Source organism: Pedobacter sp. MC2016-24 (assembly GCF_015223055.1).
Lineage (GTDB): Bacteria > Bacteroidota > Bacteroidia > Sphingobacteriales > Sphingobacteriaceae > Pedobacter.
This window is the reverse complement of sequence record NZ_JADFBX010000002.1, coordinates 470,145-487,063: the sequence shown is the minus strand read 5'-3', so window position 1 is coordinate 487,063 and position 16,919 is coordinate 470,145. Positions and strand designations below refer to the sequence as shown.

11 protein-coding genes are annotated in these 16,919 nt (G+C 40.3%); 1 reads left to right on the top strand and 10 read right to left on the bottom strand.

The window, feature by feature from the left end; genetic code table 11:
* From IM797_RS07660 to IM797_RS07615, 10 genes are all read right to left on the bottom strand, one after another.
* A complete protein-coding gene (locus tag IM797_RS07660; protein ID WP_194126520.1) occupies positions 1–1,749 on the bottom strand; it encodes an alpha-amylase family protein in 1,749 nt (582 codons plus the stop codon).
* Positions 1,746–4,058 (bottom strand): glycoside hydrolase family 65 protein, encoded by a 2,313-nt coding sequence (locus tag IM797_RS07655; protein WP_194126519.1) that lies wholly within the window; start codon positions 4,056–4,058, stop codon positions 1,746–1,748. The genes IM797_RS07660 and IM797_RS07655 overlap by 4 nt, the downstream gene beginning before the upstream one ends.
* Positions 4,059–4,098: 40 nt before the next feature.
* A complete protein-coding gene (gene pgmB / locus IM797_RS07650; protein WP_194126518.1) occupies positions 4,099–4,764 on the bottom strand; it encodes a beta-phosphoglucomutase in 666 nt (221 codons plus the stop codon).
* A 1-nt stretch (position 4,765) separates the two neighbouring features.
* Complete coding sequence (locus IM797_RS07645; RefSeq protein ID WP_194126517.1) at positions 4,766–6,613, bottom strand: glycoside hydrolase family 13 protein; 1,848 nt, start codon at positions 6,611–6,613, stop codon at positions 4,766–4,768.
* Positions 6,614–6,747: 134 nt separating this feature from the next.
* Positions 6,748–8,214 carry a SusE domain-containing protein gene (locus IM797_RS07640; protein ID WP_194126516.1) on the bottom strand — a complete coding sequence of 489 codons (1,467 nt, stop codon included), beginning with the start codon at positions 8,212–8,214 and terminating at the stop codon, positions 6,748–6,750.
* Between the two features lie 11 nt (positions 8,215–8,225).
* Positions 8,226–9,002 (bottom strand): hypothetical protein, encoded by a 777-nt coding sequence (locus tag IM797_RS07635; protein WP_194126515.1) that lies wholly within the window; start codon positions 9,000–9,002, stop codon positions 8,226–8,228.
* Positions 9,003–9,008: 6 nt separating this feature from the next.
* The gene (locus tag IM797_RS07630) at positions 9,009–9,506 is read right to left on the bottom strand and encodes a DUF5004 domain-containing protein (RefSeq protein WP_194126514.1); all 498 of its coding nucleotides are present in this window, start codon (positions 9,504–9,506) and stop codon (positions 9,009–9,011) included.
* 23 nt (positions 9,507–9,529) lie between these two features.
* Positions 9,530–10,900, bottom strand: coding sequence for a RagB/SusD family nutrient uptake outer membrane protein (locus tag IM797_RS07625; protein ID WP_194126513.1), 1,371 nt, complete (start codon positions 10,898–10,900; stop codon positions 9,530–9,532).
* Between the two features lie 17 nt (positions 10,901–10,917).
* Positions 10,918–13,980, bottom strand: coding sequence for a TonB-dependent receptor (locus IM797_RS07620; protein WP_194126512.1), 3,063 nt, complete (start codon positions 13,978–13,980; stop codon positions 10,918–10,920).
* Positions 13,981–14,484: 504 nt separating this feature from the next.
* Positions 14,485–15,498 (bottom strand): LacI family DNA-binding transcriptional regulator, encoded by a 1,014-nt coding sequence (locus IM797_RS07615; protein WP_194126511.1) that lies wholly within the window; start codon positions 15,496–15,498, stop codon positions 14,485–14,487.
* Between the two features lie 276 nt (positions 15,499–15,774).
* Between IM797_RS07615 and IM797_RS07610 the strand changes: the two genes are divergently transcribed.
* Positions 15,775–16,911, top strand: coding sequence for an acyl-CoA desaturase (locus IM797_RS07610; RefSeq protein ID WP_194126510.1), 1,137 nt, complete (start codon positions 15,775–15,777; stop codon positions 16,909–16,911).
* Positions 16,912–16,919: the final 8 nt, after the last annotated feature.

Genomic DNA, 16,919 nt, shown 5'->3' with positions numbered 1-16,919 from the left:
TTAGAATACTATAATCTGTGCGGAAACGGGTGCAACTTTTACCGGAATACTGGTGCCTGCCGGAATGTTTAGTTTACGATCAGTCAGCAATTCGGTTACACGTACCGAAGATCTGGCTTTTAAGATCTGTTCCGGGATCTGGATATCGGCATCTAATGTCTGCTCCCGGTCGAAGTTCGCCAGGATCAGCAGGCGCTGCTTACCGTTATACCGGATAAAGGCATACATTTTATTGTTCATATTGCCGCTACGCGGGACTTCGTAAATCGCTCCTGTTTTGATGGCATCAGAACCGGAAACAATCTGAATCAGCTTTTTATAATAATTACGCAGGCTGGTCTGCCCCTTACTTAATAAAGCACCGTCGAATGCACCTTTGTTCATCCATTTCTGATGTTCAGGAACACCCCAGTAATCAAATATGGTGGTTCGGTTGTCGTCACCACCAAAACCTTCAATGCCTTTTCCTGGCTCCCCAACTTCCTGCCCGAAATACAACATGACAGGCCCCCCACTTAAGGTTGCAGAGACAACCATTGCTGGCAGCGCCAATTCCGCTTTACCAGCAAAACCTGCAGAAGCAATGCGTTCTTCATCGTGATTTTCTAAAAAACGCAGCATGCGATCACCATAACCTGCACTCTCTACCTGCCAAACCCGGCTGATTTCTTTGACATCCGCGGCAGCTTCGTTTTTGATCAGTTTTTTCAAACTGTCATACAAACCAACTTTATCATATAGGTAGTCAAAATTTCCAGTGGTTAGATATTCTTTATAAGATGCCGCATTGTAGGCTTCTCCCAAAAATATAATCCCTGGATGTTTGGCTTTAACCTGTGGTATAACCCATGCCCAAAAGGCTACAGGTACCATTTCGGCCATGTCGCAACGGAAGCCGTCAACACCTTTATCAGCCCAATAGGTTAATATATCTTTCATTTTAAGCCATACACCCGGTATTGGCTCAAAATAATGTTTTTCGCCATTGGCATAATCTATACCATAATTTAGTTTTATCGTTTCATACCAATCGTCGTAAGCTGGCTTTTCAGAAAAGACATTGTTTCCTGTTGCCTTGGCCGGGTTTTCATTAAACTGCCCATCTTTTAAATTTTTCAAAGGGTCATTGGGATCCGGATTTAAAGGCACAACAAGTCCTTTACCTGGAATATAGTAATAGTCATTAGTCTGACTAAAGCTTTTACTCACCTCATCTCGGGCGCCAAAATCTGCGATACCCGCTGGTTTAGCCAGCGAATGATAATCACGCGCCACATGGTTGGGTACAAAATCAATAAGTACTTTCATTCCCTTTTGATGTGTCCTTGCAATTAAGGCTTCAAATTCCACCATGCGTTTACTCACGTCAACAGCCAAATCCGGGTCTACATCATAATAATCGCGAATGGCATAAGGAGAACCGGCCCTGCCTTTGATTACATCGGCATCGCCGGCTTTAATACCAAAAGAACTGTAATCCGTTAAACTGGCATGTGCAATGACACCAGTATACCAAACGTGACTTACGCCCAGTTCTTTAATTCCATCGAGGGCTTTATTGCTGATATCGTTAAATTTTCCGCTGCCATTTTGCTCAATGGTACCGTAGGTGGTGTTATTGGTTTGGGTATTGCCAAACAAACGAGGTAAAAGTTGGTAAATAATAGGCTTGTTCTGAGCCATACTGCTATCTGTAATGCCAAAAATAGTCAATGCGATTAAAGTGGTTTTTCCGAGTGAAAACTTCATACCAATTCCTGATAAGTAATCACCTGTTCACCTGGCGTAATTTGATGAAGTTCATTAAATATACCGATTGTTACTGTTTCTCCGCTATGGTTTATAATGGTGATCTGTCCCGCAGCAATACTTACTTTCAGCGCAACGCCCCTAAAACCTACCGTAAAGGAGAAGGAAGTCCAGTTTTTGGGTAAGAAAGGGTTAAATTTCAACTGCCCGTTGCGTACGCGCATTCCCGCAAAACCTTCTACAATACTCATCCAGGTACCGGCCATAGACGTGATGTGCAGACCGTCTTCTGTATCGTTGTTGTAATCGTCCAGATCAAGGCGTGCTGTACGCAGGTAAAATTCGTAAGCCTTTTCTTCATCATTTAACTTTGCAGCCAGGATGCTGTGCACACATGGTGACAGAGAGCTTTCATGTACCGTACGGTTTTCATAAAAGGTAAAGTTTCTTTGCAGTGTTTCCTGATCAAACTCATCTTCAAAGAAATACATCCCCTGCAACACATCGGCCTGTTTAATAAAACAAGAACGTAAAATCCTGTCCCAGCTCCATTTCTGATTTAATGGGCGTTCTGAAGCCGGCAGGTCTTTTACCAGAATCTGCTCCTTATCCATATATCCGTCCTGTTGTAAAAAAACAGCTGCTTTTTCATCGTATGGATAATACATATTTTCTGCGATGTCTGTCCACTCGGCAAACTCTGTGGCTTCGTCTAAACTGATTTTAGCCTGAATACGTGCGTATTGATCCGGAGCTGTTACTTTTACAATTTCAGTTGCTTCGATGGCATAGGTTAAACACCAGGAGGCCAGTTTATTGGTATACCAGTTGTTGTTGATGTTGTTTTCGTATTCATTCGGACCAGTTACCCCCAGCATGACATACTGGTTCTTATCTGCGCTCCAGTTCACACGCTGTTTCCAGAAACGCGCGATACCGATCAGTACTTCCAGGCCATATTCAGCAAGGTAGGCCTGGTTTCCGGTATAACGGATATAGTTAAAAATGGCGAAAGCGATCGCACCATTGCGGTGGATTTCCTCAAAAGTAATTTCCCATTCATTGTGGCATTCTTCGCCGTTCATGGTCACCATAGGGTACAAAGCTGCGCCTTTGTTGAAGCCTAATTTCTGTGCATTCTCTATCGCTTTGTCCAATTGTTTATAACGATAAATCAGTAAGTTCTTGGCCACGTCTTCCGGAGAGGTAGACAAGTAAAACGGAATGCAGTAAGCTTCGGTATCCCAATAAGTAGAACCTCCGTATTTTTCACCGGTAAAACCTTTCGGGCCTATATTTAAACGGGCATCTTTACCTGTATAAGTTTGATTTAACTGAAAAATGTTAAAGCGGATGGCTTGCTGTGCAGCCACATCGCCATCAATCACGATATCGCTATCCTGCCATTTGGTAGCCCAGGCTTCTGCTTGTTCTGCTAGCAAGGTTTTAAAGCCTTTTGCAATTGCCTTATTGACACTGGTTTTGGCAGCATCCAGCAATTCCGTTTTCTCATAGTTTTGAGAAGAAATCGTAGCTACAATTTTATAGATCTCAACAGTACTGTCTTGTTTTACACTGAAAGTTGCTGTTTTTTCTAAATATTTATCACGAGCTCCGGATTTCAGATTTTGCAGGTTACCATTTACAAAAATGGTTGTATTGCTCGCAGTACACACTTCAAATTCTGTCTTTTTAGTTCTCAAGACCAGGTAATCTGTACTTTTTTCCTGCTTTTGCGTTACTTCATCCCAAAACTTTTCGTCGTAGTTTGCATCCTGGTTTTTTACATCCCCATCTATAAATGCAGCAATTTCAATTGTTCCATCGAAGTTTAAAGCAGTAAGGTGATAGTGTAAAGCAGAAATTTCATCGTCGGCAATACTGTACAAGCGCGTTGCTTGCACTTTAACCTTTTTTCCACTGTTCAGTTCAGCGGTAAAAGTACGGATTAGTACACCGGCTTTCATATCCAGCACACGCTTAAAATCGCTAACCTTAGTCTTGGCCAAATCCAGGGTTTCCCCTTCAATTACAATATGCAAACCGATCCAATTGATCGCATTTAATACCTTTGCAAAATATTCCGGATATCCATTTTTCCACCAGCCTACGCGTGTTTTATCAGGATAATACACTCCCGCAACATAATTTCCCTGTAAAGTTTCTCCAGAGTAACTTTCTTCAAAATTTGCCCGCTGCCCCATCCGGCCATTTCCAATACTGAATAAACTTTCTGATATTTTATTTAAGTGCGCATCAAAACCACTTTCTATAATATTCCACTCGTCTGCTATGATGTAATTCTTCATCTGATAATCTTTATGAGCAATACTGCTATTCCTTATTCAACTAATTAATCAATGCTGATATTTCAGCAACATTTATTTCCGACAGGTTCTTAACCCATACATTTGCTCCGGGCAGGTTTTCTGCCTCACCTACACCTACCACTTTCATCTCTCCCGCTATGGCAGCCTGTACACCTGCAAGGGCATCTTCAAAAACTACGCAAGTTGTATTTTTAGCCCCAAGCAATTCTGCTGCTTTTAAAAACACTTCAGGATCAGGTTTAGAAGTGCTAACAGCATTACCATCCACAATGGCGTCAAAAAAATGAGCCAGTTCGGTACGTTCTAGGATTAGTGCAGAGTTTTTACTGGCTGATCCCAAAGCAATTTTAGCACCTGCAACTTTTAAATCCTGCAATAGCTTTAGCGAACCCGGCAATACTTCATCCGTAGTCATTTTACTGATCATGGCTACATACCAGGAGTTTTTCAGATTGGCCAGCTCTTCTTTTTCCTCTGCCGTTTTTTCAATGCCACCCCAGGACAGGATCATATCGAGTGACCGCATCCGGTTTACCCCTTTCAGTTGCTCGTTCTGGGCATGTGTAAAGTCAAAGCCCAGCGTGTTTGCCAATTGCTTCCAGGCCTGATAGTGGTAAACAGCAGTATCTACCAATACACCATCAAGGTCGAAAATACAAGCGATGTGTTTTATAACGTTGTCCATTTTAATTAAGTTCAAGTACCAGGGTTGTTTTTGCAGGAACAGCGATGGTTTTTAAGGTATTTAGTTTTTGATTGGTGATGATATTCGTTGCAGAAGTTGCATTTTTTATACTTTCTTCAAATCTTGAGCTGTCCAGCGTTTTAGCCTGGTCTTCATTGTTAACAATAACCATCACGGTTTTGTTGTGATTGGCTGTATATCTGAAATATGTATAGATTCCATGTTCCGGTACATACTGCATCAGTTTACCTGTTTTTAAAGCCGTGCTGTTTTTACGGTAATTGGCCAGGGTTTTTACAAAATTGAAAGCTTCATTTTCCTTTTCAGTTCTACCAGCCGCTGTAAATTTATTCACTTTGTCTTCCGGCCAGCCCCCTGGGAAATCTGAACGTACCAAACCATCGGGGTTGGAGTAGTTTTTCATCAGGATTTCTGTACCATAATATATTTGTGGGATACCACGCATGGTCAATAAAATTGACATACCGGATTTAAATCTGTCAAAATCTTCATTGATCATGGAATAAAAACGACTCATATCATGGTTATCCATAAAAATCACATTTTGATCTGCATGTTTATAAAGGAAATCCTGCGCAACAGTAGAATACAATCTGAATACCCCATCTGCCCAGCCATTTTTGCCGTTCAGCGCTTCATAGATTGCGTCTTTAATTACCGCATCGGTAACACCCGGAAGCTCGGTATCAAAACCACGGTTTACGGTATTACCACCCGTAAAATAGGCTTGTGCCGCAGCACTATGCACCAGGGTCTCACCAAATACAGATAATGTGGGAAACTCTGCATGGATTTTTTGATACCAGTCTTTCATGTATTCCGGATCGTTGTACGGATAAGTATCTAATCTTAGGCCATCAATCCCAGCATATTCTACCCACCAGATGTGGTTTTGCGTGATGTAAGTTTGCACAAAAGGATTGCGGTGATTGAAATCCGGCATTGTTGGGACAAACCAGCCATCCAGCATTTTCTTTTTATCCGCTTCCGAAGTATATGGATCCATGACCGGCTCATCACGATAGCTGGTCTGGGTATATACCGGCCATTGGTTTACCCAGTCTTTCATTGGCATATCCAGGAAAAACCAATGGGTGCTGCCCATATGGTTGTGTACAATATCTTTTACTACTTTCAATCCTCTTTTATGCGCTTCATCTACATACTTTTTATACAGATCAAGCGTACCATACCGTGGATCAATTTTGTAATGGTCTGTTGCAGCATAACCATGATAGGATGCGTGCACCATGTCATTTTCAATTTCCGGAGTCATCCAAACGGCGGTTACACCAAGGTCTTTCAGGTAATCCAATTTGCCAATTAAACCCTGAATATCACCGCCGTGTCGGTAATACATCGAATCTCTGTTGAGCTTTATTTCACGCATACCTTTCACGATGTCATTCTTTTTATCGCCATTGGCGAAACGATCTGGCATAAGCAGATAAATCAAATCGGCACTGGTTACCGATTGTATCCGACTGGCCGATTGATCCCGGTTTTTTAGTTCATAATCATATTGCAATTTCTTTTTTCCATTCAGTACAAACTGGATAGGAAACGTACCCGCTTTGGTATCTTTTGAAATTTCCAGATCCAGGAAAAGATAGTTGGGATTTTCCACTTTATTGACCTTAGTCAAGGTAACACCTGGGTAATTTAACTGAGGTTGCAACAAAGCAATATTCTCTCCATGCACCAATAACTGAAGTTTAGGATTGTGCATCCCAACCCACCAGTTCATGGGTTCAATTCGTTCTAATTTTTGCGCCTGGACACAAGATGCAGCAATGATAAAGCAAATGGCAAGGAGTAGTTTTCTCATGTTAATCGTCGGTTACGTGCTAAATAAATGCTTAATGTTTATTGGAAATAAGTTAAGAAGAGATCTCCTGACTATGGAGTAGTACAAGAGATCTCCGTTATAAATAGATTTTTGAGGAGCTGCCCCCCTCTCGCTTATTTACTGTAGAAAATGTATGCTTTGGTCAGGTCATTGAACATCACTTTATAAGTGCCTGCTTTTACCATCAGGTTACTGGCATTATCCTGTAAGCCAATACCATATTTACCATTTACATTGTTACCTGCAGCACCCCAGTTAACTTCCCAGCCACCATTTGCTCTGAATTTTAGTTCAGTATCGGCAGTGAACTTATTCGTAACCGTCCAAATGTGCGGGTTAACGGTGGTATTCGTCATTTTCAGATCGGCATTCCAATCGTTAAAAGCACCAATCAATGAAATGAGGGTATAATTGGTTGCGCCTGTAGCATTATACGGAGAGATAGAGAAAGTCATCGCATTGATGTCAATTTTCACCGTATAATAACCTGCGGTGGTTACATGATAAGTACCCGGGTCAGGATCCGACCCTTTTGCCTTTAAAGCCACTCCCCCAGTACCATTGTTACCATATTGGGTATCCCAGCTGCCAACAACACTGATAAATTTAAAATCACCTGCGTTTAAATAACCTGTATAAGTATAAGCACTTCTGTTGGTCTGATCGCGGTACATATAAGTTGGGGTGGCATTATCCCATCCAAATTCACTGGCATCACCAACCATATATAAGTTCACATCTCTCAAAATTGAGATGTCGTTCACGTAGTCAGAGAATTTGGTAAAAGTGCCAGAGGTGGCTTCAACACTCCATTTCAAGGTAGCGATTGCAGATTGATCGGCCAGGCCCGCGGCGGTCAATGCCGCATCAAAATCCTTATAAGATACGTTTAGCGCAGAATCCAGACCGCTGTTATTAGAAACAAATTGGAACAGCGGCGTACTAAAATTTCCATCTGGTTTGATAAACTTCACTTTATAAGTTACGTTTGAACCTGTTTTACCTGCAAAAGATTTCTGCCATTTGAAGTTCAGGGTCTGAGAAGTCAGAATTGGGTTGATGGTAATGACATCAGAACTTGAAAGTGGTCCGTAAAGCAGGAAGTTCGACACCCCATCACCAAAGCGGGTTACAGAGATGTTAAACACCCCTCCATTTACTTTCAATGTACCGTTATCCGCAACGACCGTCCAGATTAAATCCGTTTTAGCACCATCGGCGATGCCTTTTGCTTTTAAGGCATCATCCAGCTGTTTTTGCGTTAATGTCAAAGTGGTTGACTTACCGCCGTTGTCGGCAGCAAATTCAACAATTGGCTGATCAATAGTTCCGGTTTTTAAAGCCGCAACAAATTTATATGTTGGTGCAGTGCTTACACCTGGCTTAGCTGCCGCCCAGGTGATGCTTATTGCTTTATTTGGCGTAGCGGAATTTAAGACCATCATGGTATTATTTACCGGTGCTGAAATGGTAAATGTGCCTAAGGCCTCTCCTTTCGAAGTTTCATCAAAACTTGTTTTCTTACACCCAAATGCGAATACCACAAGTGCCAGCAGTGTGTTTAATATTTTATGTCTCATCGTTTTAATATTTAATTGAACACGGTATAGACCACTTCATTCACAGGACCCGATGTCGTCACGTCCTGTCCATTAGCATCCTTAACACTACCGGTAAACTGGTAAGTAAACTTGCCCAATTTAGTTCCGGCAGGAATTGTGATCACACGCTCTGGTATAAATGCGTAAGAATACAATACGGTAGACTCTTTCTTCGCTACTATTGCAGTTTTCGAACCAACTGCGATCCCTCCTTCATTGTAAAAAGTTAAATTCACTTTCACATTATACATTCTCTGAAGGTTAATATCTGTTGCCAGATCCTGGTGAAAGTAAACAGTAGCCATATCGGTATAATCAAATTTGGCAGGAAATACACGGAATTGTGAAGGTGTAAACACCAATGGATCAAATTTAAAAGGCTTAAAATCCTGGCTTTGTTTAGATCCGTCTTTAGTTTTTGCCAGGAAACCAAAGTTGATCAGCTCAGCCGGACTTTGGCCAAATAAAGTGGTCGCCACAAATTTAAACTGAAAAATATTGGCAGATACCAGGGTCATCTTTGCGCTTTCTGAAGAAGCTCCCCATTGTCCGTTTGTAGTTGCATCTTTTCCACCACCTACACCATCATTAGAAAAGGCCCATACATAAATTGCAGTTTGCCCCACCAATGGTGTACCTGTAATGTCTAATGTTATCGTTACTTCATCTTCCGCGGTAAAACTAGCCGGACTAAAAGTAACTTTACCTTGTCCAAATGCAAATACGGCAGTCAGACTACATATTATAGATAATAATAATTTTTTCATATCTGGTTACTTTTTAGTGAATTCATATTGATACGACAACAAGACTTTGCCGTTTAATTTCTTGTCTTTTTTAATGGTTAATACTCCTGATTTCAGACCTAAGTAAGATCCTACGCTCAAGGTGTTAACCACCGTCCCGTTTTTCAACTCGATGGTTGTAGGCGCCATCGGATCATTAACAGACCAGGTACCAGAAGTTAAATCCACAATCTTAGGTGAATTGCCTGGGGTAATTGTAAATGTTGTCGGGTTGCCTTGTCCGTCACCAACAAGTGCAAACACCAGTTCTGTATATGGATAAACCGATGTGATGTCTACCTGTTTGTAAGGAAATCCTTTGGTAGATGCATCCTGATCGATTTGAGTAACCTTGCTTAATGCCCAGGTACCTTGCATTTGCTTCACTACGTTAATATCGGTAGTAATTGGTGCAAATTTTTCTGGTTTGCAGCCCCACAGGGAAATCATGCAAATTGCCAGGATTAAATATTTTAAGTTCTTCATTTCTATAAAATTTAAGATAATCACTAATTACAACCGCCTTCTGGATTACGTATAAAATTCTTATCGCTGGTAATCTCTTCCTGGGGAAACTGCAATACAAGTCCTGGGCAATTCCAAACCGCACCACGCCTGTCTACATTCTCACCTTTCGCCCCAATACGTTTAATTTCATAAAGCCTATCGCCTTCTGCAATCATTTCTATGCTGCGTTGTAAACGCACGTTTGTCTTGATTAAAGCTGCAGAAGAATTCGCAGGTATATTTCGAGTCCCAGCATAAGCCCGATTCAAAATGTCATTGATATCTCCGACTGCGATAGTTAAATTATTATTCAATTCGGCAGCTGATTCTGCCCTGATCAATTTCATCTCTGTAAGATGTAAAACCGGAACACTAAATCTATCCTTATTATATTTGGTTGTAGGTATCTCACCCGGATATTTAACCACATCAAACCATACTTTCCGTATATCACTTGAATTATTTACCAGGGCATAAGTCGCTGGTGTAAAGCGAAGCGTTGGCAAATTAAAATCCGATCGAAACTGCCCTCTAAGTTCACCTCCAGCATCGTAAGTATTCGGCGCATTGACCATAGAGAAAATCGCTTCCGTACTCAAGCCTAATGAAAAACGTTTGCTATAATCAGATTCAAACTGAAATTTGCCACTGCTGATCACAGCATTTGAGTAGCTATATGCATTGGTAAAATCATTCATTGAAAAATACACCCTGGCCAATAAAGCCTTAGCCGCCCAAGAAGTGGCATATCCATCATTGTCTCCCGGCAATTTGGTTTCAGCAATTTTCAAGTCAGCAATAATCTGATCATACACTTGTTTAACAGTGGCACGTACACCTGGTTTTATTTCCGTACTTAACTTTAAAGGTACTCCTAAATGGCTATTATCTGGGGTATAACCGTATGGTTGCGCAAAAAGACGTACTGATATAAAGTGGGAAAGAGCACGAATGAATAGTGCTTGTCCTTCTAAATTATCATGTCTACCGGCAGTAACATTTAAGTTTTCTAAAACAGTATTTGCTCTATAAATGCTTTGATAAGTATCCAGATAGAAGTCTTTTTTATAAGTTCCAAATACAGAAGATTTACGCCCGTAAAATTCGCCGAAATCCCCGTTTAATAAATTCCCCTGGATATTGTCACCCATTAATTCGGATATCACCTGATATTTGCCACCAAGAACATTATCATTTAGCTTTTTATAAGCGGCAGTCATTACCGCATCTACTCCTGCCTCATCCTTTAATGCATCACCTTTGGTAATGGCATCTATTGGGGGTGCATTCAAATAGTCTTTACATCCGGCAAAACCGAGAATTAAAGTAAGGAGGAAAATTCCTGTAGTAAATATTTTTATATTATTTTTCATCTTTAATGCTTTTTAGATTAAAATGAGGTTGAAAGACCAAATGTTACAGACTTTTGCTGAGGCGTTGTCAAATAAGAGATATTCGGACTCATATTGCGATCCTGAGGGTTGTCGAAATCACGCGCAATTTCCGGATCCCCACCTGGATATTTCGTAAATGTTAGCAAGTTCATGCCAGTTGCAAACACCCTCGTATTACGCATTCCTAACTTTTTCGCAAAAGGTGCAGGTAATGTGTAAGAAAGCGTCAATTCTCTCAAGCGCATGAATGATGCATCATATAAAAACATGGTAGAATTGTAATTCCATTCATTTGATAGTCCAGGATAAGTACTGGTATTCATGGTTAATCTAGGAAATTTCGCAATATCTCCAGGTTTTTGCCACCTGTCAGAGATGTCGCTCCTGATATTCCAATCTGTTACAATTCCCAATTGACGTTTAGCAGAAGCGTCATATATATTACCACCGATAGCAAATGTAAATAGGGATGTTAACTCAAAACCTTTATAAGAAAAGGTGTTGCCCAGACCGCCCACAAAATCAGGGATAACTTTACCAACAGCAACCCGATTATCCAAAGAAAACACCTTCGTTTCATAACCGTCTTTATCTAACCATATAGGCAGACCGTCTGTGGGATCTACACCTTTATATCTAACCAAAAAGTTAGTTCCCACTGGCTTCCCAATAACAATTCGGGTATCATTTGTTGCACCTAAAATACCGTCAGCTGATAGTGTTCCGATACTAACGACTTCATTATAGTTCTGAGAAATATTAAAATTGGTAGTCCATTTAAAATCTTTTGTTTTAATGTTGATAGAATTTAAACTTAGCTCTAATCCCTGATTCAAAATCTCCCCAACATTCTGATAAGCACTTAAAAAACCGTTTGAAGGCGAAATACCTGCATTAATCAAAACTTTTGTAGTTCTCTTGTTATAATATGCAAACTCACCTGATAATCTATTGTTAAAAAATCCAAATTCAATTGCCGCATCAAAACTTTTTAACTGCTCCCATTGTAGGTCTGGATTCTCTACATTGTCCGGTCTAACAGAACCGTTTCCATTGTAAGAACCATCATTGTAAAACTTAGAATAATACTCTCCAGGAGGGATGTTGGCATTTCCCGTGATACCATAACTTGTTCTCAACTTCAAATTATTAACAACGGTACTTTCTTTTAGGAAGTTTTCCTGGCTGATTGTCCAGGCAGCGGAAACAGCTGGAAAAAAGCCGTATTTGTGGTTAGTACCAAATTTGGATGATCCGTCACGACGAGCCAAAACTTGCAGGAAATAGCGGTTATCATAGGAATAATTTGCACGGGCAAACAAACTTGCAAAAGTTGTTCTATTAAGGCCATTCACATAAACCAGTGCTTTATTATTGATCATTGTCTGCATAGCAGCATATAAAGCGCCTTTATCTTTTGAAAATGGTCCGTTTGTATCGCCGTTAATACCGGAAGTATAACCGTTCTGCTCGAAATTCTGAGCTTCTGCACCGGCTAATAGCGTTAGCTTACTTTTTTTCGTGAAATTAATTTCATAATTCGCTGTTCCTGTAAAATTACGGTTTAGGACTCTATTGTCCCATCTGTCAGCATGGCCTAAACCATTTTGATTCCCTGTTAGTTCATTAGGCGAAAACTTATCTTCAATAACCTGCAGGTTATCCATATTCGCAATACCCTTGATCGTGAAATTTTTGAATGGCTTAAGTTCCATTGTAATACCAGCTAATAAACGCTGATCTACACTTTTCCAATTCATATAATTAATTGTTCGCACAGGATTAGCTCCATTCTTCCAATAAGTTCCATCTTCATTGAAAATAGGATAAATTGGTAGTGCAACAGACATCGCATCTCCAATACCTCCATCCCATGCAGCACTAACACGCTGATTGGTTCCCTGACTATACCCTACATTGATACTGGTACTAAAATAATCGGTTGGCTTAATATCTATATTTGTTCTGAAACCATATTTCTCATAAGAATTTCCCTTTAAGAAACTCTGGTTATTGTCGTGATTTGCTGCGATATAGGTTTTAATCTTATCTGTACCTTGAGATAAGGAAATGTTTTGTTCATTATACTTTCCGATGCGGGTTACTTCGTCAAACCAGTCTGTATTTGTATTCTGTGCCTGAGCCCAGGTTATACCCTGCGGCAAAGTTGCCAAACCTGTATTACCATCATTGATCCAGGCCTCCTGACGTAAAGCCAACCACTCAGCTCCGCTTACAAATTTTGGTTTGTTTGCATAAGTGCTCAAGCCATATTTAGTAGAAAAATTAACCGTTGGCGTACCAGATTTACCACGTTTGGTGGTGATCAAAATAACACCATTGGCACCTCTGGAACCATAAATACCTGCAGCACCCGCGTCCTTTAAAATCTCAATAGATTCAATATCTTCTGAGTTAATTGTAGCAAGTGGGTTTTGGTTCATCGCCCCCCTATTTCCATTAAGAAAAGGATCTGAAGTAATTGGAATCCCATCCACAACATACAATGGATCTCCTCCAGCACTGATTGATCCAATACCTCTTACCCGGATTACTGATCCACTACCAGCCAAACCACTGCCCGTTGTTACCTGCACACCTGGAGCCCGGCCTTGTAAACTCGCTTCAAAACTTGGCGTTGGTAAAGCAGCAATTTTTTCACCAGACACTTTCGCTATTGAACCAGTAACCTCTCTCCTGGTTTGCGTACCATACCCAACTACCACAACCTCATCCAATCCCTGAGCATCCGGCTTCACATCGAAATTTGCAGTTGTACTTCCATTTATGGTTACAGACTGGTCTTTGGTTTGGTAACCAATGAAGCTAATGGTAACCGTTACGGGTCCGTTGTTCAAACCGGTAATTTTATAAGTACCATCCGTATTGGTTGCTGTAGTTCTGCCTAAACTTTTAATTTGGATTGATGCGCCCGGAAGCGGCAATCCGGTTTCATCAAGCACCTTTCCGGCAAGCGAACTTGTCTGTGCATTTGCCGTTAATGCAGTGATCAAGAGAAGCACCGGAAGGCAAAGCTTGATTAAGTAAAATACTCTCATATTTATGCTCTTTTTTAATGTAAATATTTGGTTAATGTTAACTGTATGTAACAGTTATGGTAAATTTACAGGTACACCTGACAAATCAAAATTTTATATTACATTTTTTTTAGACACCATATTTTATATTCTGAAAACGAAAAAATCAGATGAAATATTTGCAAGTAGATTTTCTAAAAAACCAATCATAAAAAACATATACAACTACATATCAATAAGTTAAAAATAAAAATAAGCAATCTAAGTGTATTTTTTACACTATTATTTTTTCGACTCATTTTTCGGGATCGTTCCCGGGATCGTTCCCGAGGTTATCAACATATTTTTTTAAAAACTTTTGGGAGAGGTATCCAAATTCTGCGTGAAATTGGAAATTCACCAAAAGCTTTTGTTAAAAAATGAAGATTTTGAAGGCAAAAAAACAAGGAATTTACTGCTTAAAAGCACAGTGGATTTCGCGCGATTTTTCCGCACAAATTGAGCTAAAAAACATAGCATCTACGACTACTTTTTTTGGGTAGAACGTCTTTTAATCAGCTTAGAGTTGAGCACTATTTTTTCACTCTGATCTACCGAACCAGGATGCTCTAACATCCGGAACAATAGATTGACGGCTTCGGTACCAATTTGAGTTGCAGGCTGCGTTACTGTCGTTAGCGATGGATTTAATAAGGGTGCAATTTCCAGACTAGAGAAACCAATTACTTTCAATTGTTGAGGCACTGAAATCTCCAGGTCGTAACAAGCGTAATATGTAGCGAAAGCGAGGCGTTCAACTGAAGTAAACACACCATCCGGTGTCAATTCCTGTAACATCCGTTTCAAAATCACATTGTTCTTACTATAACTGTTGGTGCAATCTACAACCAACTGATCGTTATAAGGGATGTGATGTTTCTTAAGCGCATCAATATAGCCCTGCATCCGGAACTTACCGATGGAAAGGTTTTTATTAATCACCAGGTAAGCAATCCTTTCACAACCTTGTTTAATCAAATGCTCAGTAGCCGAAAAACTACTGTCATAATCATTGGTAATTACCCTTGGAGTTACGATATCCTCATATACCCGGTCAAAAAATACCAGTGGCAGTCTTTTATGACTAAGCTCATTCAGGTAATTGTGATCATTGGCCTCTCCGGATACCGACATGATGATTCCATCGGCACGCCCATTGTGTAAATGCCTGATAAAAGAAACTTCTTTCTCATAATCATCATCTGTGGCATAGATCAGGATATGATATCCTTTTGCTCTCGCAACCTGTTCAATTCCACGGATTGCCTGCGAGAAAAAATTATTGGCGAGCTCCGGTACTATAACAGCAATGGTTTTACTTCGCTGTTCCCTCAGATTACTGGCATAGTGATTTGGTTGGTAATTAAACTCCCTCGCTTTAGATAGTATCCTGTCTTTTGTTTCCTTGCTGATGTCACTACTGTCCCTGAAGGCCCTGGACACTGTCGACGTTGATAAATTTAATGCCTTGGCCAGCTGCTTGATATTGACGTTCTCCATCTATTTTCCAATAATGATTGATATAGCACCATTAACTGATGGTAAATATAACCGAAAATACAAAGCTTAAACAAATTGAGTCAAAAAAAGTAATAAAGCAGGACGATTATTGCATTACAGCCTATGCCTAATCCATTTTGCATCCTAAAATCCAAAGGGGTTATAATTTCGTAATTGAATAATAACATCATGCCGGCCCAATGTGAATTTAAATTATGGTACATTAGCCAAACTATCATCAGGGGTAAGCGAAACATTTCAAAGGGAAAAGTATTAATGACAAAAAAAGTCAAATTCAAAAACATCAGTAAATCCACATTTTACGCAACAGTTCGAAAAAGAGTAGATACCCATTTTATTGATAACAAGCTATCCATTCACGCGAATGGCGCCATGTGGTTTAAAACCCTATTTTTCTTGGTTGGCTTAGTTTCTCTTTACCTGTTACTGCTTTTGGGCAACTTTAGTTTTCCGGCTATGACTCTTCTTGCCGTATTATTGGGCGCATTTGGTGCATTTGTAGGATTTAACGTTTGTCACGATGCCATTCATAAGGCTTATTCTGCCAATGCGAAGGTCAATGCGACCTTTAGCTTTATATTTAATCTGATTGGCGCAAGTCCTTATGTCTGGAACATTTGCCATAATGTCGTACACCATACCTACACAAATATTGCCGGGCATGATGAAGATATTGATGTAGCTCCGGGGCTGATCCGTTTTTCTGATGCAGAAACTGTAAATAAAGTGCAGCGCTACCAGCATTATTACGCGTTCTTGCTTTACAGCTTTGCCATGCTAAGCTGGGTATTCAGAAAAGATTACAAGAAATTTTTCCAAAAGAAGATTGGCGAGCACGTTACAAGCCATCCCAGGATTGAATATTTCAACCTGTTTTTCTACAAAGCGATTTACTATTTCCTATTCATTGCTTTGCCTTTACTAGTCATGAACGTCACTTGGTGGCAATTTATGATTGGATTTCTGGTGATGCAATTTGCACAGGGACTGGTATTGGGTCTTGTTTTCCAGTTGGCACATGTGGTGGAAGGCACCAGCTTTCCTTTACCCGACACCAACGGTGATATCGAAGAAGCATGGGCAGTGCATCAACTCGCCACCACGGCTAATTTCGCGGGTGATAGTTTATTGGCTGGCTTTCTATGCGGTGGTTTAAACCGCCAGATTGAGCACCATCTTTTTCCAAAGATTTGTCACATACATTACCCTGCCATTGGCGCCATTGTAAAACAAACCGCAGCAGAATTTAATTTACCATACATAGAAAGCCCAACTTTCGGAGCTGCATTGGTTTCCCATTACAAAATGCTCAGAAAATTGGGTAAAGAAACTTATATCGAAAATAGGTATATCAACAGACCTGTACCTGTTTTAGTCCTGGCTATCAAATAACCGGATGG

Coding starts and splice junctions, on each gene's coding strand:
- IM797_RS07660 (WP_194126520.1), bottom strand. CDS start 1,749: ATGAAGTTTTCACTCGGAAAAACCACTTTAATCGCATTGACTATTTTT.
- IM797_RS07655 (WP_194126519.1), bottom strand. CDS start 4,058: ATGAAGAATTACATCATAGCAGACGAGTGGAATATTATAGAAAGTGGT.
- pgmB (WP_194126518.1), bottom strand. CDS start 4,764: ATGGACAACGTTATAAAACACATCGCTTGTATTTTCGACCTTGATGGT.
- IM797_RS07645 (WP_194126517.1), bottom strand. CDS start 6,613: ATGAGAAAACTACTCCTTGCCATTTGCTTTATCATTGCTGCATCTTGT.
- IM797_RS07640 (WP_194126516.1), bottom strand. CDS start 8,214: ATGAGACATAAAATATTAAACACACTGCTGGCACTTGTGGTATTCGCA.
- IM797_RS07635 (WP_194126515.1), bottom strand. CDS start 9,002: ATGAAAAAATTATTATTATCTATAATATGTAGTCTGACTGCCGTATTT.
- IM797_RS07630 (WP_194126514.1), bottom strand. CDS start 9,506: ATGAAGAACTTAAAATATTTAATCCTGGCAATTTGCATGATTTCCCTG.
- IM797_RS07625 (WP_194126513.1), bottom strand. CDS start 10,900: ATGAAAAATAATATAAAAATATTTACTACAGGAATTTTCCTCCTTACT.
- IM797_RS07620 (WP_194126512.1), bottom strand. CDS start 13,980: ATGAGAGTATTTTACTTAATCAAGCTTTGCCTTCCGGTGCTTCTCTTG.
- IM797_RS07615 (WP_194126511.1), bottom strand. CDS start 15,498: ATGGAGAACGTCAATATCAAGCAGCTGGCCAAGGCATTAAATTTATCA.
- IM797_RS07610 (WP_194126510.1), top strand. CDS start 15,775: ATGACAAAAAAAGTCAAATTCAAAAACATCAGTAAATCCACATTTTAC.